The sequence below is a fragment of the Kribbella sp. NPDC056861 genome (assembly GCF_040687575.1).
Classification (GTDB): Bacteria; Actinomycetota; Actinomycetes; order Propionibacteriales; family Kribbellaceae; genus Kribbella.
On record NZ_JBFBNQ010000009.1, the window covers coordinates 106163 to 129951 of the forward strand.

At 67.8% G+C, this 23789-nt stretch carries 26 protein-coding genes; 15 read left to right on the forward strand and 11 right to left on the reverse strand.

Annotated elements, in window-relative coordinates; all coding sequences use genetic code 11:
• The first annotated feature begins 104 nt into the window (after positions 1-104).
• Positions 105-1025, forward strand: a complete 921-nt coding sequence (locus AB0P21_RS37330) for an MBL fold metallo-hydrolase (protein ID WP_363703495.1) — start codon at positions 105-107, stop codon at positions 1023-1025.
• Here AB0P21_RS37330 and AB0P21_RS37335 read toward each other — a convergent pair.
• The gene (locus AB0P21_RS37335; protein ID WP_363703497.1) at positions 1022-1798 is read right to left on the reverse strand and encodes a GntR family transcriptional regulator; all 777 of its coding nucleotides are present in this window, start codon (positions 1796-1798) and stop codon (positions 1022-1024) included. The two genes, AB0P21_RS37330 and AB0P21_RS37335, sit on opposite strands and share 4 nt — an antisense overlap.
• 176 nt (positions 1799-1974) lie before the next feature.
• On the opposite strand from AB0P21_RS37335, the gene AB0P21_RS37340 reads away from it, so the two are divergent.
• The 7 genes from AB0P21_RS37340 to pqqB all read left to right on the forward strand — a co-directional run bounded on the left by AB0P21_RS37340 (position 1975) and on the right by pqqB (position 6201).
• On the forward strand, positions 1975-2946 hold the full coding sequence (locus tag AB0P21_RS37340; RefSeq protein WP_363703499.1) for a putative sulfate exporter family transporter: 972 nt from the start codon (positions 1975-1977) through the stop codon (positions 2944-2946).
• Positions 2947-3099: 153 nt separating this feature from the next.
• The gene (gene pqqA / locus AB0P21_RS37345; RefSeq protein WP_020387832.1) at positions 3100-3198 is read left to right on the forward strand and encodes a pyrroloquinoline quinone precursor peptide PqqA; all 99 of its coding nucleotides are present in this window, start codon (positions 3100-3102) and stop codon (positions 3196-3198) included.
• 147 nt (positions 3199-3345) lie between these two features.
• Positions 3346-4026 carry a pyrroloquinoline-quinone synthase PqqC gene (pqqC, locus tag AB0P21_RS37350; RefSeq protein ID WP_363704145.1) on the forward strand — a complete coding sequence of 227 codons (681 nt, stop codon included), beginning with the start codon at positions 3346-3348 and terminating at the stop codon, positions 4024-4026.
• Positions 3969-4274, forward strand: a complete 306-nt coding sequence (pqqD, locus tag AB0P21_RS37355; RefSeq protein ID WP_363703502.1) for a pyrroloquinoline quinone biosynthesis peptide chaperone PqqD — start codon at positions 3969-3971, stop codon at positions 4272-4274. The genes pqqC and pqqD overlap by 58 nt, the downstream gene beginning before the upstream one ends.
• A complete protein-coding gene (locus AB0P21_RS37360) occupies positions 4271-4753 on the forward strand; it encodes a radical SAM protein (RefSeq protein WP_363703504.1) in 483 nt (160 codons plus the stop codon). The genes pqqD and AB0P21_RS37360 overlap by 4 nt, the downstream gene beginning before the upstream one ends.
• A gap of 24 nt (positions 4754-4777) precedes the next feature.
• Positions 4778-5335 carry an SPASM domain-containing protein gene (locus AB0P21_RS37365; protein WP_363703506.1) on the forward strand — a complete coding sequence of 186 codons (558 nt, stop codon included), beginning with the start codon at positions 4778-4780 and terminating at the stop codon, positions 5333-5335.
• On the forward strand, positions 5332-6201 hold the full coding sequence (gene pqqB / locus AB0P21_RS37370) for a pyrroloquinoline quinone biosynthesis protein PqqB (protein ID WP_363703508.1): 870 nt from the start codon (positions 5332-5334) through the stop codon (positions 6199-6201). Before AB0P21_RS37365 ends, pqqB begins: the two co-directional genes overlap by 4 nt.
• Before the next feature lie 2 nt (positions 6202-6203).
• Here pqqB and AB0P21_RS37375 read toward each other — a convergent pair whose 3' ends face one another.
• Positions 6204-8018: a sugar-binding domain-containing protein gene (locus tag AB0P21_RS37375; protein WP_363703510.1), complete on the reverse strand. Its 1815-nt coding sequence runs from the start codon at positions 8016-8018 to the stop codon at positions 6204-6206.
• 232 nt (positions 8019-8250) lie between these two features.
• Between AB0P21_RS37375 and AB0P21_RS37380 the strand changes: the two genes are divergently transcribed.
• Complete coding sequence (locus AB0P21_RS37380; protein ID WP_363703512.1) at positions 8251-9036, forward strand: epoxide hydrolase N-terminal domain-containing protein; 786 nt, start codon at positions 8251-8253, stop codon at positions 9034-9036.
• On the opposite strand, the gene AB0P21_RS37385 is transcribed toward AB0P21_RS37380, so the two are convergent.
• Positions 9022-9891, reverse strand: coding sequence for an amidohydrolase family protein (locus tag AB0P21_RS37385; RefSeq protein WP_363703514.1), 870 nt, complete (start codon positions 9889-9891; stop codon positions 9022-9024). The two genes, AB0P21_RS37380 and AB0P21_RS37385, sit on opposite strands and share 15 nt — an antisense overlap.
• A 60-nt stretch (positions 9892-9951) precedes the next feature.
• Here AB0P21_RS37385 and AB0P21_RS37390 point away from each other — a divergent pair, with 60 nt between their 5' ends.
• From AB0P21_RS37390 to AB0P21_RS37400, 3 genes are read left to right on the forward strand one after another with little or no spacing between them, the layout of a single operon-like run.
• Complete coding sequence (locus AB0P21_RS37390) at positions 9952-10455, forward strand: winged helix-turn-helix domain-containing protein (RefSeq protein ID WP_363703516.1); 504 nt, start codon at positions 9952-9954, stop codon at positions 10453-10455.
• Between the two features lie 3 nt (positions 10456-10458).
• Complete coding sequence (locus AB0P21_RS37395; protein WP_363703518.1) at positions 10459-11496, forward strand: serine hydrolase domain-containing protein; 1038 nt, start codon at positions 10459-10461, stop codon at positions 11494-11496.
• Positions 11493-11825: a hypothetical protein gene (locus AB0P21_RS37400; RefSeq protein WP_363703520.1), complete on the forward strand. Its 333-nt coding sequence runs from the start codon at positions 11493-11495 to the stop codon at positions 11823-11825. Before AB0P21_RS37395 ends, AB0P21_RS37400 begins: the two co-directional genes overlap by 4 nt.
• Here the strand turns inward: AB0P21_RS37400 and AB0P21_RS37405 are convergent.
• From AB0P21_RS37405 to AB0P21_RS37430, 6 genes are all read right to left on the reverse strand, one after another.
• Positions 11791-13491: a transglycosylase domain-containing protein gene (locus tag AB0P21_RS37405; RefSeq protein ID WP_363703522.1), complete on the reverse strand. Its 1701-nt coding sequence runs from the start codon at positions 13489-13491 to the stop codon at positions 11791-11793. The two genes, AB0P21_RS37400 and AB0P21_RS37405, sit on opposite strands and share 35 nt — an antisense overlap.
• Positions 13492-13614: 123 nt before the next feature.
• Positions 13615-14850 (reverse strand): hypothetical protein, encoded by a 1236-nt coding sequence (locus tag AB0P21_RS37410; RefSeq protein ID WP_363703524.1) that lies wholly within the window; start codon positions 14848-14850, stop codon positions 13615-13617.
• A gap of 43 nt (positions 14851-14893) precedes the next feature.
• Positions 14894-15640, reverse strand: coding sequence for an alpha/beta hydrolase-fold protein (locus tag AB0P21_RS37415; RefSeq protein WP_363703526.1), 747 nt, complete (start codon positions 15638-15640; stop codon positions 14894-14896).
• Positions 15641-15691: 51 nt separating this feature from the next.
• Positions 15692-16819: an MFS transporter gene (locus tag AB0P21_RS37420; RefSeq protein ID WP_363703528.1), complete on the reverse strand. Its 1128-nt coding sequence runs from the start codon at positions 16817-16819 to the stop codon at positions 15692-15694.
• Positions 16820-16829: 10 nt separating this feature from the next.
• Positions 16830-17867: an alpha/beta hydrolase-fold protein gene (locus AB0P21_RS37425; RefSeq protein ID WP_363703530.1), complete on the reverse strand. Its 1038-nt coding sequence runs from the start codon at positions 17865-17867 to the stop codon at positions 16830-16832.
• A gap of 21 nt (positions 17868-17888) precedes the next feature.
• Entirely contained in the window at positions 17889-20729 is a 2841-nt protein-coding gene (locus AB0P21_RS37430; RefSeq protein ID WP_363703532.1) for an AAA family ATPase, read from the reverse strand.
• A gap of 142 nt (positions 20730-20871) precedes the next feature.
• On the opposite strand from AB0P21_RS37430, the gene AB0P21_RS37435 reads away from it, so the two are divergent.
• Positions 20872-21441 carry a dihydrofolate reductase family protein gene (locus tag AB0P21_RS37435; protein WP_363703534.1) on the forward strand — a complete coding sequence of 190 codons (570 nt, stop codon included), beginning with the start codon at positions 20872-20874 and terminating at the stop codon, positions 21439-21441.
• A gap of 39 nt (positions 21442-21480) precedes the next feature.
• Positions 21481-21972 (forward strand): DUF6069 family protein, encoded by a 492-nt coding sequence (locus AB0P21_RS37440; protein WP_363703536.1) that lies wholly within the window; start codon positions 21481-21483, stop codon positions 21970-21972.
• Positions 21973-22028: 56 nt separating this feature from the next.
• Here the strand turns inward: AB0P21_RS37440 and AB0P21_RS37445 are convergent, their stop codons facing one another.
• Together AB0P21_RS37445 and AB0P21_RS37450 are read right to left on the reverse strand one after the other, a co-directional pair.
• Positions 22029-22637, reverse strand: a complete 609-nt coding sequence (locus AB0P21_RS37445; protein ID WP_363703538.1) for a hypothetical protein — start codon at positions 22635-22637, stop codon at positions 22029-22031.
• A 34-nt stretch (positions 22638-22671) separates the two neighbouring features.
• Complete coding sequence (locus AB0P21_RS37450; protein ID WP_363703540.1) at positions 22672-23187, reverse strand: hypothetical protein; 516 nt, start codon at positions 23185-23187, stop codon at positions 22672-22674.
• 136 nt (positions 23188-23323) lie between these two features.
• On the opposite strand from AB0P21_RS37450, the gene AB0P21_RS37455 reads away from it, so the two are divergent.
• Entirely contained in the window at positions 23324-23665 is a 342-nt protein-coding gene (locus tag AB0P21_RS37455) for an MmcQ/YjbR family DNA-binding protein (protein WP_363703542.1), read from the forward strand.
• Positions 23666-23789: the final 124 nt, after the last annotated feature.

Sequence of the window (23789 nt, forward strand, 5' to 3'; positions counted from 1 at the left end):
TGCAGCGATATCACCAGAAGATCGATTCATATGTAAGAGCATATTCGACATGAGCACTACGCCACGCCTTGACTGACGGTCCGGTTTCGAGTGAGGGAGACGGCGTGACTTTGAGTCGTAGGGGAGTGCTGACAGGGACGGCGGCGGCCGCGGCAGGTGCTGCGGGCGTGGTCGGCTGGCGGAGTACCAGTGGAGTTGAGGCGGCCACTAAACAGCGAGAGCCGGTGAAGCTCACGTGGTGGGGCAACCACGCCTGGGAGCTCAGGTGCGGAAAGGCGGTGGTGCTCACCGACCCCTGGCTGACCAGGTTCCACACCGGCACCTACAGCGCGGCAGGCGCCGACGCGAAGACCAAGGTGGTCAGCCGTCCCGAGGTGGTCGATCGCTACGTGAGCACGGCCGACGCGATCCTGGTGCACCACGGGCACTACGACCACATCCCCGACGTCCCGTACGTCGCCCGCAAGACCGGCGCGACAGTGCTCGGTAACGAGACGCACCTCAACCTGCTGCGGGCGATGAGAGCGCCCGGAGACCAGTTGTCGCAGGTGAGCGGCGGGGAGTACCTGCCGTTCGAAGGGTTCACCGTCGAGGTGTTCCGGTCGCTGCACTCGTGCGGTGGCAAGCGGCACCAGTTCGCGTTCCCGGGGACACGGCCGGGCGACGTACCGGCGCGGCCGCGGACCATCGCGGACCTGGTGGAGGGCGGCACGCTCGCCTACGTCATCACGATCGGCGGACTGCGTATCCTCAGCCTCAGCACCGCAGGCTTCGACCCGGTCTCGCTAAGAGACCTAGAGGTCGACGTGGTGCTGGCGGCGCCCGGTGGAGAGCCCGGCGTCACCGATCGGCTCCTGCAGACGATCAAGGCGCCCACTGTTGTCGCCACTCACTGGGACGACTTCGATCAGCCGCTGGACAAGCCAGCCGTCGACTGGGGTGGACTAACCAAGCTGCGCGCCTCAGCTGAGGCAGCCGGCTCGACCTTCACCGTGGTCGACCACCTGCAATCCATCACCCTCTAAGAAAGTGCAGCCCCGGCCGTCGACGGCGCCAGGCGGTACCCGTCATGCGCCGAGAACTCCGCAGCCAGTGCAAACCGATCCCCCCGTACTACGGTGTGCCGCCACTCGAGCTTGCGTCCCTGGGCATGCCCCAGCCGGTTGATCGAGAAGGCAGCCGCGTCGGCGGGGCAGTGCAGCAATGCGCGCTCCGCCGGCGTCGGGTTGACCGCCCGGATGTCTTCGCGGCCGTAGTCGAGCCGGAGCCCGGTGCGCTCGGTCAGTTCGCGGTAGAGGCTGGTGTGACTGAAGTCGGCGTCCAGTAGCCCGTCAGCGAGTGAGGCGGGCAGCCAGACGCGGTCCAGCGCCAGCGGCTCGTCCCCTGCGAACCGGACTCGCTCCAGGTAGACCAGCGGGATCGAAGCCTCCAGGTCGAGCCTGGTGGCGATCACCCCGTCGGCCCGGACATCCAGCGCCCGTACGACGCTGTGCTGTGGCAGGCCGGACGCCTCTACCGACGAGAAGAGGCTGTAAAGCGCACCCATCGGCTGCCGGATCTCTGGGGAGGTGGCGACCCGCGGCTGGCGGCCGCGCTCGGCGACGATCAGCCCGTCGGCCCGGAGCTTGCCGAGCGCCTGCCGGACCGTGTGCCGGCTGACCTGGTAGTCCTCGACCAGCGCGAGCTCACCGGGGAAGAGGTCGTCGAACTCGCCCGCGCGGAGGCGGCGTACCAGCTCCTGCTGCAGCTGCTTCCACAGTGGCTGGGCACCGCTGCGATCCAGCTTGCGCTCGCTCATCCGGACCTCTCCGCTCGTACCGGGTTGCCAAATGTCCGGTCATCTCCTAACTTAAATGTACGCACATTTTCGTCAGGAGGTACCGGCTCGTGGTGCACGTCGAGGTTAGGTCACCGGCTGTTGCTGAGGGTGAACCTGTCTCACGCCACTTCATCGAGCGGGTACCCGGACTGTTGGTGGTGCTCGCGCTGGCGGCCGTCGCGGTGCCGCTGGGGCGACTGGTTCCGGTGATCGGCGGGCCGGTGTTCGGGATCGTGCTCGGCGTCCTGGCCGGGGTGCTGGTGCCTTCGTTGCGAGGCAGTTGGTCGCGGCCGGGGTACGAGTTCGCCTCCAAGACGTTGCTGCAGTTGTCGATCGTTGTGCTGGGCACTGGCTTGTCTCTTCAGCAGGTTGTCCGGGTCGGTGGCGACTCGCTGCCGGTGATGCTCGGGACGTTGGCTGTCGCGCTCGGTGGCGCCTGGTTGTTCGGGCGGATGCTGGGAGTGCGCGGCGATACCCAGACGCTGATCGGCGTCGGTACTGCGATCTGCGGCGCGTCGGCGATTGCCGCCGCCACGGCCGCGATCGGCGCGAAGAAGGCGTCGGTCGCCTATGCGCTCGCCACCATCTTCACCTTCAATGTGGTCGCGGTCCTTGCGTTCCCGCCGCTGGGTCACCTGCTCGGTCTCGACGCCCAAGCCTTCGGCCTGTGGGCCGGCACTGCCATCAACGACACCTCGTCGGTAGTTGCCGCCGGCTACAGCTACAGCCAGGAGGCCGGCGATCAGGCGCTTGTCGTCAAGCTGACCCGTTCCCTGATGCTGATCCCGGTCGTCATCGGCCTGGTGATCCTCAAGTCCCGTCGCGAAGACGCGTCGACCAGTCAGCAGAAGAAGCTGCCTTGGCGGCGGATGGTGCCGCTCTTCCTGATCGGCTTCATCGTGGCGGCCACCTTGCGGACTGTCGGTCTGGTGCCGGATGCCTGGCAGCAGAGCCTGGCGCTGGTCGGCACCTTCCTGATCACCGCGGCGTTGGTTGCCATCGGCCTCTCGATGCGACCGGGTGAGCTGCGCAAGGCCGGCTGGCGGCCGCTGGCGCTGGGAGCGCTGCTGTGGATTTCCGTGGCGCTCAGCAGTCTCGGACTGCAACTGGTGACCGGAACCCTGTAAGCCTTTACATTCCCGAATTCGTGCGGTATGCGCATTCCAGACTTCGGACAGGGCTAGTAAAACTCCCTGCATAAGTCATATCTTGCAGCTCCCGGCCCTGCCGGGCCGGGTATCTCATGACGGCGCCCCCCGTCACGACGCAAGGAGTACACCATGGTGGAAACTACCCAGCGCGAAGCCTGGATCGCCCCTGATTTCCTCGAGTTCGAGACGCCGACCGAGGTCACCTCCTACGCGGCCCGGGTCGACTAGACCCCGCCGGCGGAGGTCCTGCCCAGCAGGGCCTCCGCCCCCGAATTCCCCTGAGGCCAGTTCCGTCACAAGGCATTAGTTCCTGCCCGGTTCCACTTGTGACGTTCCATTGTGCGTGGGTCGGTTGCGGAGGCACGTGTGTCCACGATGAATGCCGAGGAATTCACCGCCGCATTACGCGGGCTGTCGTACCGGTACTGGGGAACTCATCCGTTCCACCGGCGTCTGCACGCCGGCGAGCTCGACGAGCGCGAGCTGCGGCTCTGGGCCGCCAATCGCTGGTACTACCAGAGCATGATCCCGCAGAAGGACGCGGCGATCATCAGCAACTGCCCGCTCCCGCAGGTCCGGCGCCAGTGGCTCGACCGGATCGTCTACCACGACGGCAGGACCGGGGACGACGGCGGACTCGAGCGCTGGCTGCGGCTGTGCGAGGCGGTTGGCCTGAGTCGCGAGGAGGTCCTCGACCAGCGGCACCTCGCGCCCGGCGTACGGTTCGCGGTCGATGCCTATGTGACGTTCGCGCGGACGAAGCCCTGGGTGGAGGCGGTGGCCTCCGGGCTGACCGAGATGTTCTCCGGTCACCTGATGAAGCAGCGGGTGGCGGACATGCTGGCGACGTACGAGTGGATCCGGGCCGAGGATCTGGCCTACTTCACCAATCGGATCGACGCGGTCTCCGGTGAGGGGCAGGGCACACTCGACCTGGTCGTCGAGCACAGCGTCACCCGGGAGCAGCAGGACGCCGCGATCGCCGCGTTGTCCTTCAAATGCGACGTTCTCTGGTCGATGCTCGACGCGATCGAACGTGCGGCGGCCAAGGAGTGAAGCCCCGGCTCAAGCGTGGGGTGCGAATGACCTACGACCACACCAGGGACCTGCAGGTGCTGCTGTACCCCGAGGGCGTGCTCGTCCCCAACCCGACCGCCACCGCGATCCTCCGGCTGTGCGACGGCGACACCAGTGTCGACGAGATCACCCTTGCCCTGAGCAAGCAGTACGCCGGCGTCCAGGCCCAGCAGGTCGCCGACGTCCTCACCCGGCTCGCCGATCGACAGGTGGTGGAGTGGTCATGACGGAGGCGCCTCTCGGACTGACGGCGGAGCTGACTCATCGCTGCCCGCTGCACTGCCCGTACTGCTCGAACCCGCTCGAGCTGCTGCAACGCGATCAGGAGCTGAACACCGAGCAGTGGAAGGAGATTCTCTCCCAGGCGCGTGAGCTGGGTGTTCTCCAGGTGCACTTCTCCGGTGGTGAACCGCTCGGCCGGCCCGACCTCGCGGAGCTGATCGAGCACACCGCGAACCTCGGCGCCTACGTCAACCTGGTCACCAGCGGTCTCGGGCTCAGCGAGCATCGGCTCGGCAACCTGGTGGACAAGGGTCTCTCCCACATCCAGCTCTCGGTGCAGGCCGCCGATGCCGAGCGGGCGAACAAGATCGCCGGCACCCGCGCGCACCACCACAAGATCGTCGCCGCCGAGCTGATCAAGCGCACCGGCCTCCCGCTCAGCGTCAACGTCGTGCTTCATCGCGCCAACCACGACCAGCTCTAAGGCATCATCGCGCTGGCCGAGCAGATGGGCGCCGACCGGCTGGAGCTGGCCAACACCCAGTACTACGGCTGGGCGCTGCGCAACCGCGAGCAGTTGATGCCGACCAAGGAGCAGCTCGCCGCGGCGGCGCCCGTGGTACGGGCTGCCATTGATCGGCTCAAGGGCAAGATGCAGGTCATCTACATCGTCGCCGACTACTACGAGGAGTATCCGAAGCCGTGCATGTACGGCTGGGGCGCACGCCAGTTGACGATCGCGCCGGACGGGACGGTGCTGCCGTGCCCGGCCGCGAGCGCGATCGAGACGCTGAATCTCGACAACGCGACCACCAAGTCGCTGCACGAGATCTGGTACGGCTCGGAGTCGTTCAACGCGTATCGCGGTGAGGACTGGATGAGCGACACCTGCCGGAGCTGCGATCGACGCGGTATCGATCATGGTGGTTGCCGGTGTCAAGCGTTCCTGTTGACCGGTGACGGAGCCGCGACCGACCCGGTCTGCAAGAAGTCGCCGGATCGCGAGCTGGTCGATCTGATCCTGCGGACCCCGACCACGAAGACCGAGTTCGAGATGCGCCGATGAAGGCGATCCTGCTCGGTACCGCGGCCGGTGGCGGCTTCCCGCAGTGGAACTGCGCCTGCCCGACCTGCTCCGATCCGGGCCTGGTGCCACGCACCCAGGACGGTCTCGCGATCAGTGCCGATGGCAACAGCTGGTACCTGGTCAACGCGTCGCCGGACATTCGCTCACAGATCCTTGCCAGCAAAGAGCTTCGGGCCGGTCCTGGACCGCGCGAGACGCCGATCAAGGGCGTCTTCCTGACCGATGCCGAGCTGGATCACACGCTCGGGCTGCTGATGCTGCGCGAGGGTGGCGGGCTTGAGGTGTTCGCGCCGCCCGCTGTCCTGCAGGCGTTGACCGAGGTTCGGTCGACGCTGGGCAAGTACGGCGCCTGGACCTGGTCGACGATCGGCGCCGACCAGCTGGTGGCCGGCCTGCGTGTCAAGGTGCTTGCGGTCAGCAACAAGCAGCCGAAGTACGTGACCGGTGCGGCGAGCGGCCCGTGGGTGGTCGCCTATCGGTTCGAGGATCCGGCCACTGGTGGCGTGCTGGTCTACGCACCCTGTCTGGCGACCTGGCCGGAGGGCTTCGACGAGTTCGTGGACGGCGCGACGTACGTCGTACTGGACGGCACTTTCCATGACGGTGGCGAGATGGTGGACAAGGCCGAGGCGACGACGAAGGCGCAGTCCGTGATGGGCCATCTGCCGATCGAGGCGAGCCTGGAGCGGATCCGCAAACTCAGTGCGGCCCAGCCGGGGACCAACTGGGCCTATACGCACCTCAACAACACCAACCCCGCCCTGGATCCGGCGACTTCGCAGTACGCCGGGATCCGGGCGGCAGGGGTGAAGGTCCCACTCGACGGAACCGTCCTAGTGCTGTGAACTCATTCCTTCTCGTACGCCGCGGCGCGGATCTGCACGTCCCTGATCCGCGGCACGTCCAGCTTGTTGCTGCGGTCGAAGCGGTAGATCCCGTTCTCCTCCTGGAAGACGTCGGTCAGCTGCGTGTAGCAGTAGCCGAACATCAACGGGTTGTCGAGCAGCACGTCGACCAGCCCGGTGAAACGGTCGTAGAAGTCGGCCTCGTCCTTGACCCGCTGGCCGTAGCCCCACGACTGGGTGTTGTCGTTGCCGGACGCCTGCGCGGCCTCGGGGTTCCACCAGATCCCGCCGAACTCACTGCAGAAGTACGGCTGCCCGGTGTACGGCAGCGAGATCGGCTTGTCGTCCGAACCACCCGTGTTCCCGTACGGCGCTCCGTCGGCGAGGCCGGCCATCTGCTTGCCGAACTCGACCGGGTCCTGCTCGTAGTTGTGCGAGTCCCAGATGTCGGTCTCGGGCACCCGGTGCGAGTACCCCGAGGTGTCCAGCACCGGCCTGGTCGCGTCGGCCGCCTTGGTGGCCAGGAACATCGCCCGGGTCACGTCGTCGAGCTGGGTGATCCGGTCGTGCAGCAACTGGTGCGTCTCGTTGAGCGGGCACCAGCCGACGATCGACGGGTGGTTGAAGTCCCGCTCGACGGCCTCCAGCCACTGCGTCACGAACGACGCCGACGGTTGCTGGTTGTCGTTCTGGGTGTTGTTCGCGACGTTCGCGCCCCAGTCGCCGAACTCGCCCCAGACCAGGTAGCCGAGCCGGTCCGCGTGGTACAGGAAGCGCTCCTCGAAGACCTTCTGGTGCAGCCGCGCGCCGTTGAACCCGGCGGCGAGGCTCAGCTCGATGTCGGCGACCAGCGCCTCCTCGGACGGCGCCGTCATCAGGCTCTCCGGCCAGTAGCCCTGGTCGAGGACGAGCCGCTGGAAGACGTGCTTGCCGTTGATCAGCACGGCCTGGCCGTTGATCGAGACCGAGCGCAGTCCGGCGTAGCTGTCGGCGGCGTCGACGACGTTGCCGTCGGCATCGATCAGCTCCAGCTCGACGCCGTACAGGTGCGGGTCGACGGTGTCCCACAGCCGGACGCGGTCGGCCGGTACGGCGAGCACGAGACGCGGCGCGAGATCGAGATCCGCGCGTACCTCGGCGGCGACGACCTCACCAGCGTCGTCGGACAGTACGGCGCGCACCTTCCAGCCCGGCTTGTTGGCCGAGAGCGGGACGGAGACGTAGAAGCAGGAGCCGGCGACGTCGGGAGTGATCCGCGGCCGGTTCAGGTGCACCGACGGGACCGCCTCCAGCCACACGGTCTGCCAGATGCCGGTGGTCCGGGTGTAGTGGCAGTCGGCGTTGAAGTACGGCTGCGACTGCTTGCCCCGCGCCTGTACGCCGTACCGGCTGTCGCGGGCGCGGACCACGATGGTGGCCTCCTCGCCCGGGGCGGCCACGCTGCTGAGCGAGGCGCTGAACGGGGTGAAGCCGCCGCGGTGCCGGACCACCTCGACGCCGTTCACCCAGACGGTGGCGTCGTGGTCGACGGCCTGGAAGTGCAGTACGGCGTCGTGGCCGGCCCAGTCGGCGGGGATCGTCACCGTCGTGCGATACCAGACCGCCTCGAGGAAGTCGACGTTCTCGATCCCGGACAGCTGGCTCTCCGGCGCGAACGGCACGGTGATCCGCTGCAGCAGCTCGCGCTCGTGGACACCCCGCTCGAGACCGGAGTCGGAGCGGTCGATCTCGAACTGCCACTCACCGTTGAGGTTGAGCCAGTCGGGGCGGGTGAACTGCGGCCGAGGGTGCTCGGGGCGAGGTGCTGCGGTGGGCATCGAGGGCTCCCGTGAGCTGGAGGGATGCGGTCGCAGACGACAGTACAACGTTGGAATGAGCGTCGGCAATGGCTGGTCCGGACCGGTTCCGGACCGGTTCTGGACTGGTTCCGGGCTGTCAAAAGGTGCAATCGTGGTTGAAAGGCCGACCGCGGTGAGCGTTCTGAAAGGCGCAGGCGTCATGCTGTTGGGAGAGGGTCGATCGAGGTGGGGGAGACGCGGAGGTTCATGGGTGGCGATTGAGCGCACGGCGGAGATTCGGCGATTGCGGCTACGGGTGCCGCAGGCCGAGCTCGACTCGCTGTACCAGCGGCTGCGCGGCTTCCGCGACGGCGGCGACTACATCGCGGCCGGACTCGACCGAATCGTGCCTGCCGCCTACGCCGACGATCTGCTCGACTACTGGGTCAGCGGCTTCGACTGGCGCGCTCAGGAGAGCCGGCTCAACACCTACGACCACTACACGACCGAGATCGCCGGCCAGTTCGTGCACTTCCTGCACCTGCGCGCTGCCGATCCGAACGCGCAGCCGGTGCTGCTGACCCACGCCTGGCCCAGTGGCGTGATGGATGTGCTCGACACCGCCCTCCCGTACGAAGCGCAGGGCGGCTACCACCTGGTCATCCCGTCCATCGCCTGGACTGCGCTGGCGGGTCTGCCCGAGGGGTCGCCGAGCCGGCGGACCGCGGCCGGGTGGGACGAGCTGATGTGCCGCCTCGGGTACGGCGAGTACCAGGTGGGCGACGACCGCAACGGGTTGGCCGCGACACCGGCGTACACGGCAGTGACCGAGACGCAGGCCGAGCAGCGTGGCCTGGACGCGGTGGAGCTGGCTGAGGTCCGCTGGTTCAACGAGAACCTCACTGCCTTCAACGAGCGGCAGCAGGTGTCAGCGCTGGTGTTGAGCACCGCACTGCTGGCCTGGAACGCTCAGCTGGTCGACTTGTCGCTCGACCGCGACGCATTGCTCACCGGGCTGACGCTGGCCTGGTTTGCCGCGCAGCTACCCACCGAGTAGTCGCAGGCCGTTCTCCCAGCAGACTGCTCGCAGCCAGTCGTCGCCCAGGTCGAGGCGCTCCAGTGACTCCAGCTGTACTGCGTACTCGTACGGGATGTTGGGGAAGTCGGAGCCCAGGACGACACGGTCCTGCAGGGCGGCGTACCGGGGGAGCAGGTCCCGGGGGAACGGCGCCAAGGCCTCGGTGAACGGCGTACAGGCCATCGTGGTGTCCAGGTGGACGTTGGGGTAGGTCTCGGCGAGCGCTAGGTGCTCGGTGTACTCCGGCATACCCAGGTGGGCGATGACCGCGGTGAGACGCGGGTGCTTACGCAGTACGTCGGACATCGGGCCGGGACCGGTGTGGCGACCAGGGATCGGGCCCGAGCCGCAGTGGACAACCACTGGAACGGCAGCCTCGGCCAGCTGACCCCAGACGGCGTCCAGCTCGTCATCGCGTGGGTCGTAGTCGCCGACCTGGACGTGCACCTTGAAGATGCGGGTGCCTTGCTCCAGCGCTTCCTTCACGTACTGCGCTGCGCCGGGCTCGGGGTAGAAGGTCCCGCTCGAGACGCACCCCGGGGTGGTCGCCGCGAAGTCCCTCGCCCAGGTGTTGAGCCCTGCCGCCATGTCCGGCTTGTGCGGGTAGACGAGCGCGGGGAAGCGGCGTACGCCGAGGTCGTCGAGTGTCTGCAGCCGCTCGGCCGCTGTCGTGCGGTAGGTGATCGGCCAGGCGGTGCCGTAGTGGGTTGCTGCTTGGTCGAAGTAGGCCCAGACGGCGTCCATCACCCGGTCGGGGAGGAAATGCACATGCACGTCGATGAGGCCGTCGAGCCCTAGTCGCTGCCACCACGCAGGTACCTGGTCGTCACGCATCTGGTCAGCTTACGGTCGGCGGTACTTGCAATAGCTACGTAACTACGTACTATCCACAATGTGGAGAAGGCTGTGGATAACCGGCTCGCAGAGCTGGAGAGCCGCTTGGCGGCGCTCGAATCCGCGCTGTTGTCCACAGCCCAAGAGCACGCGCCGCCCGCCGGCCTGCGGCCGGCGGGCGGCGCGGAAGAAGAACGAGATGTGGGGCAAGGAGCCGCTGCATCTGTCCCCTCCGCGCTCGGCGCCGCAGGCGGCGAGCGCGCCGCAGCGGCTGTTGCCTTGGGGCAACTGCGGGAACGTGAGGGGTGGGCGGGGATGGCTGGGCAGTTGGCTGCCTTGGGCAACCCTGTGCGGCTCACGCTGTTGCAGGAGATCAGCCGGGGGCGGGCGACCGTCAGCGCGTTGAGCGAGGTCGAGGGGTTGGGAACGAGTGGGCAGATTTATCACCACCTGCGGCAACTCACCGCCGAAGGCTGGCTCCATACGCCGTCTCGCGGTACCTTCGCCGTCCCACCACCACGAGTGGTCGCCCTCCTGGCAATCCTGGAAGCCCTGCAGAGGTAAGCCGTGAAAGTGATCGCTGTACTGGTTGCGCTTGCTGTCGTGTTCGCAGGCTGGCTGGTCCGCCCCAGAACGCTGGAGCTGGAGTCGGCCCGGACCGGCGACACCAAGCTCTCGGCGTACATCGACCAGCACTACACCGGCGCCGGCCACCGCCTCGAAGTCGCGGTGATCGGCGACAACTCGATGACGTTCGCCGGCCGGGGCGCCAACGAGCACAGCCAGTTCGAGATCGGATCGGTGAGCAAGGCAATCACCGGGCTGCTGCTGGCCGACTCGGTACGCCGCGGCGAGGTGCAGCTCGACCAGCAGGTCGGCACGCTGCTCCCGCTGGGTGATGCCGAGGTCGCCACCGCGACGCTGGAAGATCTCGCCACCCACTACTCCGGCCTGCCGCGGACGTCGACCAGGCCGCAGGACGTCGCGCGGTCCCTGCTGGTCAGCCTCAACGCGGGCAACCCCTACCCGTACGACGTCGACGACCTGATCGGCCAGGCGAAAGCCGACGCCGGCGGCCGCGGCGAACCGGCGTACTCGAATGTCGGCGGAGCCCTGCTGGGCCAGGCCTTGGCGCGCAAGGCAGACATGAGCTACTCCGACCTGCTGAGTCAGCGCCTCCTCCAGCCACTGGAGATGCAGGAGACCCGCGTGCCCACCAACGCCGAGGAGGCAGCCCCGGACGGCTACAGCTCCGGTGGTCGCCAGGAGGCGCCGTGGATCCAGGACGGCTACGCGCCGGCCGGTGGGATCGTCTCCAGCGCAGGTGACCTCGCGTTGCTCCTGCAGTCCCGCTTGCGCGGTATCGGAGTCGAGGCGCTGGCACCGAAGCGAGACTTCGACCAGGGCGACCGGATCGGCCTGTTCTGGCTCACCAGCCCGCTGCCCGGCACCGAGCGCAGCATGGTCTGGCACAACGGCGGTACCGGCGGCTACCGCTCCTTCGTCGGTCTCGACCTCGAGAAGAAGCGTGCCGTGGTCGTCCTCTCGGATGTCGCCGTGGATGTCGACGAGTTCGCCACCGAGCTCCTGGCGGCCCAGTCGTGAAGTACTTCGTGACCGCCCTCGCCGTCGTCTACCCGCTGCTCGTCCTCTGGCAGATCCGCGCCAGGAAGTTCCGCGACCGTCTGGACCTGCTGGTCGTCCTGGCGGCGGGCTTCATCTTCCTGCTCTTCGCCCGCGCCACCGCGAACTGGCAGACCCTGCCGCCCTGGCTCTGGGTGGTCGGTCTCGCCCTGATGGCGACAGCGACCGCGTACTCCGGCTGGGCCTGGCCGCAGCTCCCGTGGCTCAAGTCGGGTCATCCAGCTCGCCGTGCGGTGTCGGCGGCGATCCAGCTGCTCATCGCAGCGGCCCTTGTGGCACTGCTGGTCTGAACAACTGCGGGCCGGTGTACGTCGACCAGACAGTCATCGGCAGCGTCTCGTCGGCGCCGACCTTGCCGAGGTCCGACTCGCCTTCCTTGCCTGCCCGGAGGAGCACCGCGGTCGAGAGCTCAGGCGTCGACCCGATCCACCAGTTGGCGACCGTGTCCTTGCTGCCTTGGTACTTCTTGCAACGGCACTTCTTGTTGAAGCGCCGCTTCTCGATACTCAGCCCGGTCACCCGCGCGCCCCGACCGGTCAGCGAAGTGGCGACGTACTGCGCGATCTTCGGATCGAACACCCGGACCGGCTTGGGATCGGCGGACCACAGCACCTTGCCCTTCGAGTCCCTCACCTCCTTGATCACGTGCGGTCGCACCCGCATTCCATCGGCGGCGAGCGTGCCGTAGGCGGCTGCGAGATCCAGCGGCGAGGCCAACGGGTCCGGCCCCAGCCCCGGAGCGCCGCGGTCGGCCCTCGGGATGCGCGGGATCCCTGCGGCCTCGGCGGCGAGCGAGACGCGCTCACCTTGCCGGGCGTCGACCAGATCGAAGAAGACACCGCTGTCGCTCTTGTCACTCGGCTCGGCGACCAGGGCGAACGGGCGCAGCAGCGTGCCCGGCGGCGCCTTCGTGGTGGCCCAGTTCTGCTGGTTCTCGAGATAGTCCTTGCCCCCGACCAAGGCCACCACCTCGCCGGTCTTCGGCCGGACCGAGGCCAGCGCGGCGTGCAGCCCCGGAGTACCGGCGACGGCCGCAACGGCGCGCTGCTGGAGTGTTCGATCGAAGGTGGTGACCACGCGCAGCCCGCCGCCGCTGAGCCGATCCCCGTCGAACCCGTACTGCGCAAGCTCTCGTCGCGCCAGGTCGAGCAGATAACCGGTCGGACCGGCGTACCGGTTGCCCCTGGGGCGTTTCTTCAACACCGGCAGGGCTTTGCGGTACTTCGTCTCCTGGCCGGCCCTGATCGTCCCCATCTCCGCCATCCCGTGCAACACATAGCGATAGCGGCCCAGCGTCCGGCGAGCCGCGGCCGGATTGTCCGAGTCGAACCAGGTCGGGTTGTTGAGCACGGTCGCCAGGTATGCCGCCTGCGGCACACTCAGGTCCTTGGGGTGATCGACCCCGAAGTACACCTGGCCGGCCGCCCGGATGCCGTAGGCGCCCTCGCCGAAGTAGATCGTGTTGAGGTAGTTCTCCAGGATCGTCTTCTTGTCCTGGGTGCGGCTCACCTTGGTCGCGATGAACAGCTCGTCGAGCTTGCGTGACATGGTGCGTTCCTGGGTCAGGTACATCACCTTCACGTACTGCTGGGTGATGGTCGAGCCGCCCTGCAACTGCTTGCCGCGGGCAATCGCCAGCGCGGCCCGGGCCATCCCGGGCAGCGAGATCCCCGGATTGGTCCAGAAGCTCCGGTCCTCGGCCGCGATCACCGCGTCCTGGACCTGCTTGGGCACCTCGCTCAACGGCACCGACTTGCGGTTCTGCTCGTAGAACGAGCCGAGCTGATTGTTGCCGTCGGCATACGTCACGACGGTGGCGTTGGCCCGGAACTCCTCGTTCACCTCCGGGATCCCGGTCCGCTGGTAACCGATGAAGAACGCGGCCACCACCGCGATCACCAGGGTGAAGAAGAGCGCAAGGGACCAACCGGACAGCCGTACCAGCACGCGGCGCACGTCGAACCTCCCGGGGGCGGAATGTGTCTACCCGGGTGACGCTCTGCGACCTGCTGAGGTGTCTGTTGTGCGGACGATCTCGTCGGAAAGAACGAGGCGGTCGTCCGTTAGGACTAGTGCCGGCTACTTGCTCTGGTCGGTGACCCACAACCCGGTCAGGCCGCGGAAGTGCGCCAGGAACTTCTCCTGCTCGTGCGCCGGGTAGGTGGCCGCGACCGTCTCCCGCAGGATGCGGTCGAAGTCCTCGCCCTGGACCCACTCGACCAGCTGCTCGTCGAAGTGCGGCAGGTTCTCCGCGCACCACGCGTGGTACTTCGCGGTCTCGAAGTACTCGTCGGCCAGCGCCAGGTAGCCCTCGAGCTTGGCGTCGTAGTCGAGCGAGTCGTCGTCGGCGATCGCGAAGTACCGCTCGGTGTGCAGGTCGACCTTGGTCTTGCGGCCGGTCGCCAGCGAGAACACCGACCACTTCACCAGCGCGCTGATCGCCCACGGGAAGTAGTAGTGCAGCGAGGTGATCGCGACGTCCGGGCAGGCGTTCGCATAGTCGATCGGGTGCACCGAGTCGCCGGCCACCAGCATCTCGCAGGAGTTGAACTCCCAGCCGAAGAAGGCGTTCACGATCCGGCTGATCGCGACCGCCTGATGGCCGGCCGACGGGCTGAGGAAGTCGTGCGAGACGGCGTACCGGTTGTGCATCGGCTCGTCCGGCTGGAAGTCCATCACCATCGTCTCAGCGCCGATCGACAGCGCTCGGGCGAACTTCTCGTACTCGACCGTGGCCTGCAGGTGCATCAGCATCTCGCCGGACTCGTCGTAGGCGTTGTGCAGGTCCTCGCGGTTGTTGATCCGGGAGACGCCGCGCCAGCCGCCGCCGTCGAACGGCTTCATGTACATCGGGTAGCCGAGGTCGTCGGCGATCGCGTCCAGGTCGAAGGACTTGTTGTACTTCTTCGACGTGTACGCCCAGCGCACGTTGTCGACCGGGTTCTTGTACGGCACCAGCACGGTCCGCGGGATCTTCAGGCCGAGCCGCAGCATCGCGCAGTACGCGCTGTGCTTCTCCATCGCCTGGAAGGTGAACGGCGAGTTGAGCAGGTAGGTGCCGTTCATCAGCGCGGCCTTCTTCAGCCACTCACGCGGGTGGTAGTACCAGTAGGCGAGCCGGTCGATCACCAGCTCGACCCGGACCGGGTCGTTCAGGTCGAACGGCTCGATGGTCAGCCGGTCGGTGGTGAACTCGTGCGTCGTGCCGCCGGTGGTGACCGGGCCGACCCGCCGCAACAGCGCCTCGAACGCCTGCGGCCAGTCTTCCTCGGCGCCGAGCAACAAGCCGATCAGGTGCTGAGAGCGGTCAGGCATAAGGGCTCCTAAGGGAAGGAAGGAAGAGGAAGGAGTGGGGAGGCTAGACGAAGCGGGGCAGGTGGTGGGCGAGTTGCTTGCGCCACCAAGGCCAGTCATGGGCTACATCGTGTCCCCAGAGATCGAGCTCATGGGGAATGCCCTTCTCCGCCAGTACTGCGGCTGTGGCGCGCGCCGAGGGCAGCGAGCCGGTCGGATGCGTCTCCCAGTCGCCTTGGCCGACAGTGAGCACCAGGAAGAGCCGCTGGCGCAGCCACTCCAGGTGGTCGCCCTCCAGGTTGGTCAGGTAGTCGGCCGGGTTGTTGAAGTACGTCGCCTCGCCGCGCTCGCCCCAGGCGTGCCAGCTGGACGCGTCGTAGTTGCCGGACTGGCAGATCGCGACCGGGAACAGGTCGGCGCGCTTCACTGCGAAGTTGAGCGCGTGGAAGGCGCCGAGACTGCAGCCGGTGGTGATGATGTCGGTGGCGCCCGGGGTGTCGCTGCCGATCGCCGGGACGACCTGGTCGAGGATCCACGATTCGTAGAGCCCATGCCGACGGGCACGCTCCTCGAGCGGGATGCTGCGGTCCGACCAGCTCACGTGGTCGTACGAGTCGACGCAGTACAGCTTGACCCGGCCGGCCTCGATCAGGTCGGCGACTGCGCCGACCATGCCGTTGTTCTCGTAGTCCCAGGCCCGGCCCTGCTCACTGGGAAACACCAGCACCGGACGGCCGTAGTGGCCGTAGCGGATCAGTGTGCCGGGCCTGTCCAGCCCTGGCGCATCCAGCTCAACCTGTTCACGCTCCATGCGGCCTCACCCCAGTTCCTAGTGTTTCCCGGACGCCACCTTGCCATGTCTTTACGAGGTTTGCCTGGTCCCAGCGCGTCCTGCCACCGGGCCGAGGACAGCGACGACTACAGCGAGTACTGCTACCCCACCCAATGCCGTAGGCAACGACCAGAGACTGGAGAAGAGACCGACGGCGGCAGGGCCGAGCAGGAAGCCCAGGTAGGCGATCGTGGTGACCGTGGAGATGGCACTGGCTCGCCGCTCAGGCCCTGCCCACGCCCCGGCCATGCTGATCAGGGTAGGCGCGCAGACCGACGTACCGAGGCCCGCGATGGCTATGCCGACCAGTGCCAGCCAGGGGTTGCCGGCTACCGCTGCTAGTGCGCTACCCAGCGCAGCGATGATGCCACCGGCTACTAAGAGTTGAGCTGGCTTGAGCATTTTCAGTAGTGCATTGCCGGTGAGTCGGCCGGTAGCTGCTGCGGCGGCGAAGACGGCCGGTGCGCTGGAAGCGAGTGCGGGGGATGCCCCCAGGGTGGTGTCGAGGTGTACGGCGCTCCAGCTCTGCCAGGCGTTCTCTACGACGAAGGCGAGGGCGCAGAGGCCGCCGAACACCAGCAGTGCCGGTTGCAGCTTGCGGGGTGCCGTGTCCTGCAGGACTGGCTTGATCTTGGTAGCGCCCGGTAGCAGGACGAGTGCGACGACCAGGGCGATCAGGACGAAGACACCGCCTAGTACTGGCAGTGCACCGGCCCCTGCAGCGCGGAGGGCCGCAGTACTGAGGCTGGCGAGGACTACTGCGATCGAGAAGAGGCCATGGGCCAGGTTCATCAGTGGCTTGCCGCTGGCTGCCTCGGCAGATGAGCCGGTGGCGTTGATGGCCACGTCTGTCGCGCCTGAGGTCGCGCCGAGCAGGAAGAGTGCGCCACCCAGCGCGACGGCTGAGCCGGCGAAGGCGGGCAGTACGCCGGAGGCCGCGAACAGCAGGACGGCCACGGGAAGCACCACACCGCCGTACCGGTCGATCAGGTAGCCGGTGAAGCGCATCGAGAAGAGCGCGCCGAGTCCGATGCACAGCAAGGCGCCGCCCAGTCCCGCGTCGCTGATACCAGCCTCGGCCTTCACGGCAGGCAGGATCGCGCCCCACGCTCCCCAGAAGAGCCCGAACGCACCGAATCCAGCGAGTGTTTTAAGCACCCGCTCGACCCTAGTCCCAGACGCGGTTCAGCAGATCAGTTAGACAGGGGTCGAAGACATCGCGCCAGGCGGTGAAGTTGTGCATGTCCGGGGTCTCGTTGAAGTCGACCTCGAGTTCGAGCTGGGACAGGTGGGCCGCCATCACCCGGTTGTTGTGCACGTTCTCCTCGGGCGTCCCGGCGGTGATCGCGATGCTCGGGCTGCTCGGGGCAGTGGTGGCGGCGAGCACGGTGCTGACGAAGCCGGTGACCTCGGCGTAGTACTCGAACTTGGATTCCTGCGGGTCGGTTTCGAGCGAGAAGAACGATCCCGACTGCAGGAAGAGTCCGGCGAACGTGCCCGGGTGGTGCCACTCGGCGTAGAGCGCTGCGAGGGCCCCGAGACTCGCGCCCATCATGACCGGCTTCTTGCTCCGGTACGCCGAAGTGACCGCCGGCACCACGTGCTGCGTCAACGCCTCCGCGTACTGCGGGTTGGCGGCGTACCAGAGGTTGCGGGAGCCCGGCTTGATCAGTGCGAGTCGCAGCGGTGGCAGCGTGCCATCGGCAACCATGGCGCCGACGTAGTGCGTCAGGCCGGCGTACATCGCGAACTCGGGGCCGTCGTGGGCCAGCAGCAACGGCAGTTCGAAGCCGGGGGCGATGCCGTCCGGCGTCCAGATCTGGACGTCGATCGGACCGACCGGCGTCGGGTCGACGGGCAGCGGGGTCAGGCTGGAGGCGATCGGCTCGATCGTGATCCACTCCGGCTCGACGTACCCGGGCAGTGGCAGCCAGGAGTGCTCGCCGAACGCGCCACCGACGATGCGGGGATTGGTCGGGTCCGTCCGCATGCCGGAGTCGGCGATGTCGAACAGGTACTCCATCCGGTGCACCGACGGTCGTGGCAGCCGCAGCTCCCAGCCGCCCTCGACCGGTTTGAACTCCAGTTGCTCCGCCGCCAGGCCGAGCTCCTCCCACAACCGCACCCCGGTGAACGCATCCTCAGGGTCGCTGAGGCGGAACACCACTTCAGCGCCTTCGACCGCGCTCACCATTGCTTCAGGCATCCGACCACGGTACAGACAGGGCTAGGCGAGCCCGTGCTGGTGGGCCACCGCGGCCGCTTCGGTACGGGTGGTGACGGCGAGTTTGGTGAGGATCCGGGCGACGTGGGTGGCGACCGTGTTCACGGAGATGAACAGCTCGGTCGCGATCTCCGCGTTCGAGCGGCCGCGGGCGAGAACCCGGAGTACCTGGACCTCTCGAGGCGTCAGGCCGAGCTCCGCGCCCGGGCCGACCGCGGACTGCTCGCCGGTCAGCTGAGCCCGCTCGGCCAACTCCTCGATGCGGGTCAGCAGCGGCTGGGATCGCAGTGTGGTGGCGAGCGAACGGGCCTCCCGCAGCCGCATCCGGGCGCCGGACTTGTTGCTGGTGGCCAGCGCCACCTGCGCGGCCGTCACGAGCGTGCTGGCCAGCTGGTACGGGTTGTTGACCGCACGCCAGCTCTCAGCGACCCGGTCCCACTCCTGCAGCGGCGCATCCCGTACTGCGGCCGCGACCGCCAGGCCGACAGCGTCCGCCACTCGGGTGCGCACGGTCTGGCGACCGGCCAACGCCTCCAGGTCGCGCAGCCGGGCGGCGACGTCTTCCTTGACTGCCTTCTTCGGGCTGGTCAGGCGGCGGGCGTGCAGCAGCCGGATGCCGGCCTGGACGGCCAGCAGGATCTCGGTGCCGTCCAGCGACTCGTTCCGGGGCTCCAGCAGCGCGTCCAGGAGTTCGCCGGCGCGGTCCAGTTCGCCGACTGCCAGGGCGCGTTCGAGTGGCAGCGGCAGGAACTGGCTGCGGACCGCACTGGCGTCCGGGTGGTCCCGCAGGAACGCGGTGGCCTCCGCTGCGATCTCGTCGTACCGGTCGATCTCGCCTCGGTGCAGCAGGATCTCCGCGGCGATGAGCTTGACCAGCAGCTGGAACAGCGGCGGCGGCTCGTCTGCGAGCGCGTCCTCGACCACCTCGAGCGCCTCGTCCCAGTGCCCGAGCCCGGCCAGCGAGTAGGCCCGGTTCTCGGCCATCATGCTGCCGCGAGAGCGGGCCATGCCCAGCCGCTCCGCCTCCTGCTGACCGGTCCGGGTCAGCTCCGCCGCTTGGGTGTACTCGCCGGCGAAGTTCAGGCTGACCGCGTGCCACTGCAGTGCGGTCAGGTAGCTGTGGTGGTCGCCTGCTGCCAGGGCGGCCTCGCAGGCGGCGGTGAACAGTTCTGTCGCGGTCGCCAGGTCACCTTCCTGGCCGCGGATGGCCGAGAGAGTCGCCAGTGCACGCGCCCGGCTCTCGTCGTCCGCACAGCTGGTGGCGAGTTCGAGGGCTGCCTCGGCCAGCGCGAGGGCCGAATCGTCCTGCACGGACAGCGCGACCTGCGCCCGCCGGGCGAGGAGCCAGGCGCGCGTGCGGTCCGCTGTCCCGGGTGGGACAAGGGCGGTGGCGTTGGCCAGGTCGTCGAGGCCGCCGCCCGTCTGCTGGAGGTACAGCGTGCCGCGGAGGCCGAGGAGCTTCGCGACCCGCTCAGGCTCTTTGGCTGGGTCCAGTTCGGCCAGTGCGGCGGTGCACTGCGTGATGCCGGCAGCGGCCTGGCCCGCGGCCAAGGCGGCGAACGCGGCTCGCTCCCTGACCGTCACTTGGGCGGGGGATGCGTTTGGCACTTGGTCCCAGAGGGCCAGTACCTGCTCCAGGAGGTGGAGCTCCTCGTCGTACGCGTACTGCTCGCGTGCGCGGTCTGCAGCGGCCAAGGCGGCGGGTAGAGCTTTGGTGGGCTCGTCGGCTGCGATCCAGTGCTCGGCCAGGGCTGCGGTGGCTTCGGGGTGGCCGGACAGCGCCTCGGCGTACCGGGCATGCAGGCGACGACGCTGGGCGGGCATCAGGGCTTGGTAGACGGCTTCGCGGATCAGGTCGTGGCGGATCCAGTAGCCGTCGTCGCGGATGACTAGCTGCTGGCGCTCGACGAGCGTTCGCAGTACGGGCTGTTGGTGGTCGTGGGAGAGGCCGGCCACGGCCTGGAGGAGGTCGTCGTCGACAGGGGTGCCGGCGACCGCGATGACTGCGAGCAGGTCGACGGCCGGTGCGGGCAGCTCGGAGATCCGGTCGAGCAGTAGGTCGGTCAGGCCTGCGGTAGAGACTCCGCCGGCGCTCTGTAGGGCCTCGACGAACAGGGGGTTGCCGCCACTGCGCTGGTGGATGCGGTTGCTCCGGCCAGGGTCGGCGGCGCTTCCCTCCAGCTCTGTCAGCAGCGCCCGGACGTCCTGCCGGGAGAGGGCCTCCAACGGCACCTGTACGACGTCCATGCGGCGGCCGAGCTCCGCGAGCAGCCTGCGGCCCGGGTGCCCCGGGACCAGCTCGCCGGTGCGGACTGTCCCTACCAGGAGCACCTGGTGTCCGCCGAGGTTCCTGGCCAGGTAGGCAAGCACCTCCCGGCTGGAGGTGTCGGCCCAGTGCAGGTCCTCGACCACGATCACCAGCGGGCCGTCCTCGGACACCTGCGTGACCAGGCTGAGGAAGTCCTCCAGCAGCTGGATGCGCCCATGGGTCTCCTCGGTCGGAGCTTGGCCCGGCAACCAGGCGGCCAGACTGGACCCGGAGAGCGGCAGCAGCTTGTCGACCCGCTCCCGGCCGTACTGGCGGACCAGGTCGCGCAGGATCGCGACGAACGGCACGTACGGCGCACTGTCGGCGCCCAGCTCCAGACAGCCACCGGTCAGCACCAGCGGGTCACATGGCAGCGCGGCGGTCACCGTCGAGACCAGCCGGGACTTGCCGATCCCGGCCTCACCGGAAACCAGCACAGTGACGGCCTGACCCTGCCGCACCCGCTCGTACGCCGCCAGCAGCGCGGCGTACTCGGCCGAGCGGCCGACCAGCACCGGACTCACCGTCGGCGGCACTGGACCCTCCCTGTCTCCCGAAAACACCCCGGACCGCGATCTCACCAGAACTGAGGACGACTGCCGAGGGGCGGTTCGGCGACGCTCGTCGCAGGCTACCCGGCCGATCGGCCACCGGGAGCAACGACTGAGGAGGCGCGCGATGCGCAAAGTGATTCTGGTCAGCAACATGACCCTGGACGGCGCGATCGCCGGGCCCGCCGGCGAGCTGGACTGGATGCTGATGGACCACCAGCTGAACGTCGAGTTCACCGAGCAACTGCGGGCCGAGGTCGACACGATGATCACCGGGCGCAAGGCCTACCACCAGCTGAACGAGGCGTTCTCGGCGCAGGCCGCGCACCCCGACAGCCCGCCCGAACTGGTCGACTTCGCCACCTGGATGGTGGAGACGCCGAAGATCGTCTTCTCCCGCACCCTGACCGGCCTGCTGTCACCCCGCGACCGGCTCGCCACAGCCGACATCCCCGCGGAGATCAAGGCGGTCAAGGAGACCGAGGGCAAGGGGCTGGTCCTCTTCGGCGGCGTCGAGACGGTCCAGCAGTTCGTCCGGCACCACGTCGTCGACGAGTACTGGCTCAAGCTCTACCCGGTTGCCCTAGGCAACGGCCAGCCGCTGTTCACCGACCTGCTGCACCGCGCCGAGCTGAAGCTCGTCGACTCGAAGGCCTACGACTCCGGCGTCATCACGCTGAAGTACGTGCCCGCCTGACCCGCTGTTCCTGTTCTGATCCCACCACCGGAGGTCACCATGTCCACCACCCGCACCGCTGCCGCCACCACGTCTACCACCCGCACCGCTGCCGCCACCACGTTCACCACCCGCACCGCTGCCGCCGCCACGTCCACCACCGCGTCCGGCGTACCGTCGGCCGGCTCGCTCCTGCTGGTCGGCGCCGTCGCCACCGTCCTCGCCGCTGCCGCCACCGCCGCGGTCTCCGCCATCGGCCACGCAGCCGGGGCCAGTCTCGCCCTCGCGGGGGAACCTATCCCCCCGCCAGGCTTCGCGACGATGACCGTCCTCTTCGCCGCCCTCGGCCTACTCCTCGCCCTGGCAATCCGCCGGTACGCCGCCAGCCCGCGCACCCTTTGGCTCCGCACCACCATCGCGCTCACCGTGCTCTCCTGGATCCCCGACCTGCTCGCAGACGCAGACGCCGCCACCAAGGCGATCCTGATGACCACGCATCTGGTGGCCGCCGCCATCGTCATCCCCGCAGTGGCCAGCCGCCTCCGCCGCTGACCGGAACCAAACAACTCGACGCCCACCGCCGGAGCGGTGGGCGTCGAGTTCTCGGATCAACCGCAGTGCTGAGCCTTCTCCTCGGCCGACATCGGCGCGGTCTTCTTCGTGATCAGCCCCTTGGCATCCTTCACCGGACCGACCGCCTCGAACTCCTGGTACCAGATGTAGTGGTCGTAGTACTTGTCCGGGAAGTGCATCTCGTACTGCCCCTTGACCCGGCTCATCTCGGTGGCCCGCTCGACCCAGCCCTTCTCACCCGGCCGGACATCGACGCTGTCGTCCTGGCCGACCGTGCTGGACGTCTCCCAGGTGTGCTGGTACGACGTCTCGATCGACACCTTGAACACCTCGGAGAACCCGTACTCCGCGGAGACCGAGACGCCGAAGCTGTTCGACTCACCGGTCGTCTCCGACCACTTGACGGTCGAGCGCTGCAGATCCGCGGTGCAGTTGTAGACCGCGTCGCCGACCTGGTGCACGTCACCGCGGAAGACCTCCGGCGGCCCGTAGGGATGGAAGGTGCAGGTGTCGGTGCCCTGGTCGCACTTCTCCAGCAACTCGCGGCCGGTGGGACCGTCGGCGGCGAAGGCCGGCGCGGCGGTCAGAGTGGTCGCGGCGCACAGCAGCGCGGCGGTGGTGATGGCGGCGTGACGTTTCGACATGGCTCTACTTCCTCACTGATGTAGGGGCGGTTGATCAGCTGAAACCGACGGAGACGGTCCGGTCGTCCAGCATCGTTCCGATCCAGCCGGTGTTCTCCTTGAACGGTCCGTCCCGGTCGCCGTTGAGGTCGGCCTCGGGGTACAGCCAGATCTTGCAACTCGCCCACGGCTGTACCGAACTGATCCGGTTGTGCCATTCCGGCGGGAAATTGAATTGGTAATTGATGACGCCGTCCGAACCGTCGCACAATCCCGCGCCGGTGACCGTGAAAGAATCCCCGCCGTAGTCGCGATTATCGAAGAACGTCCCTTGGATGACCTCGCCCTGAGCCTGCAGCGGGCCCTTGGTCGCCACCTGCTTGCGGGCCTGGCCGAGCGCCTCGTCGAGCGTGCCGAAGCACTGCTGGGTGCCTCGTTCGGCGCTGCCCACGCAATGCTTGGCAGATGGCGTCGCGGCCGATGCCGCAGGATTCGCCAGCATTACGCCGGATAATCCGAGAATGGCGGACCCGGTGACTGAAATTGTTTTCCTCACACTGGTTTGCCTCATTTCCAGGACGCTAGCGTGAGCGCTCTCATCGAGCAATGCCGTAATCACTGACAGCTCCCGACGTGCCCCGGATGTAAAGTCGCTGGGACACGGCTGTGACATTCGGCCTGGTTTGCGCAAAGCGGAGGAAAAATCGATGGTCGACTTAGCGGACATCCGGGCGGTGTGCAAGGGATTGCCCCGCAGTTATGAGGTCATAGTGCGCGACCGGATCAAGTTCCGGGTCGGCCGGATCGTCTACCTGGCGCTGTCGCGGGACGAGCGCACGATGGGGATCGGCTTCCCGCGGGAGGAGCGGGCGGCCGCGCTGGCGGCGTACCCGGGGAAGTTTCTGCCGCCCAGCAAGGCCGACGAGCGCTACCAGTGGATCGAGGTCGACCTGGCCGCGATCGACCGGGCCGAGCTGCGCGAGCTGATCGAGGACGCCTGGCGGATGTGCGTGCCGAAGAAGGTCGCCGCGGAGTACTTCGGCGCGTAGCCGGACTGATGCCGACGGCAACAATGTGATCGGTTGTCATCCCTGGGGATGATTTGGGGCCCACCCAGGGGCGACTTGAGTCACGCCGGAACCCTCCCCGGGGAGGATGGCTGGCGGCGCTTTC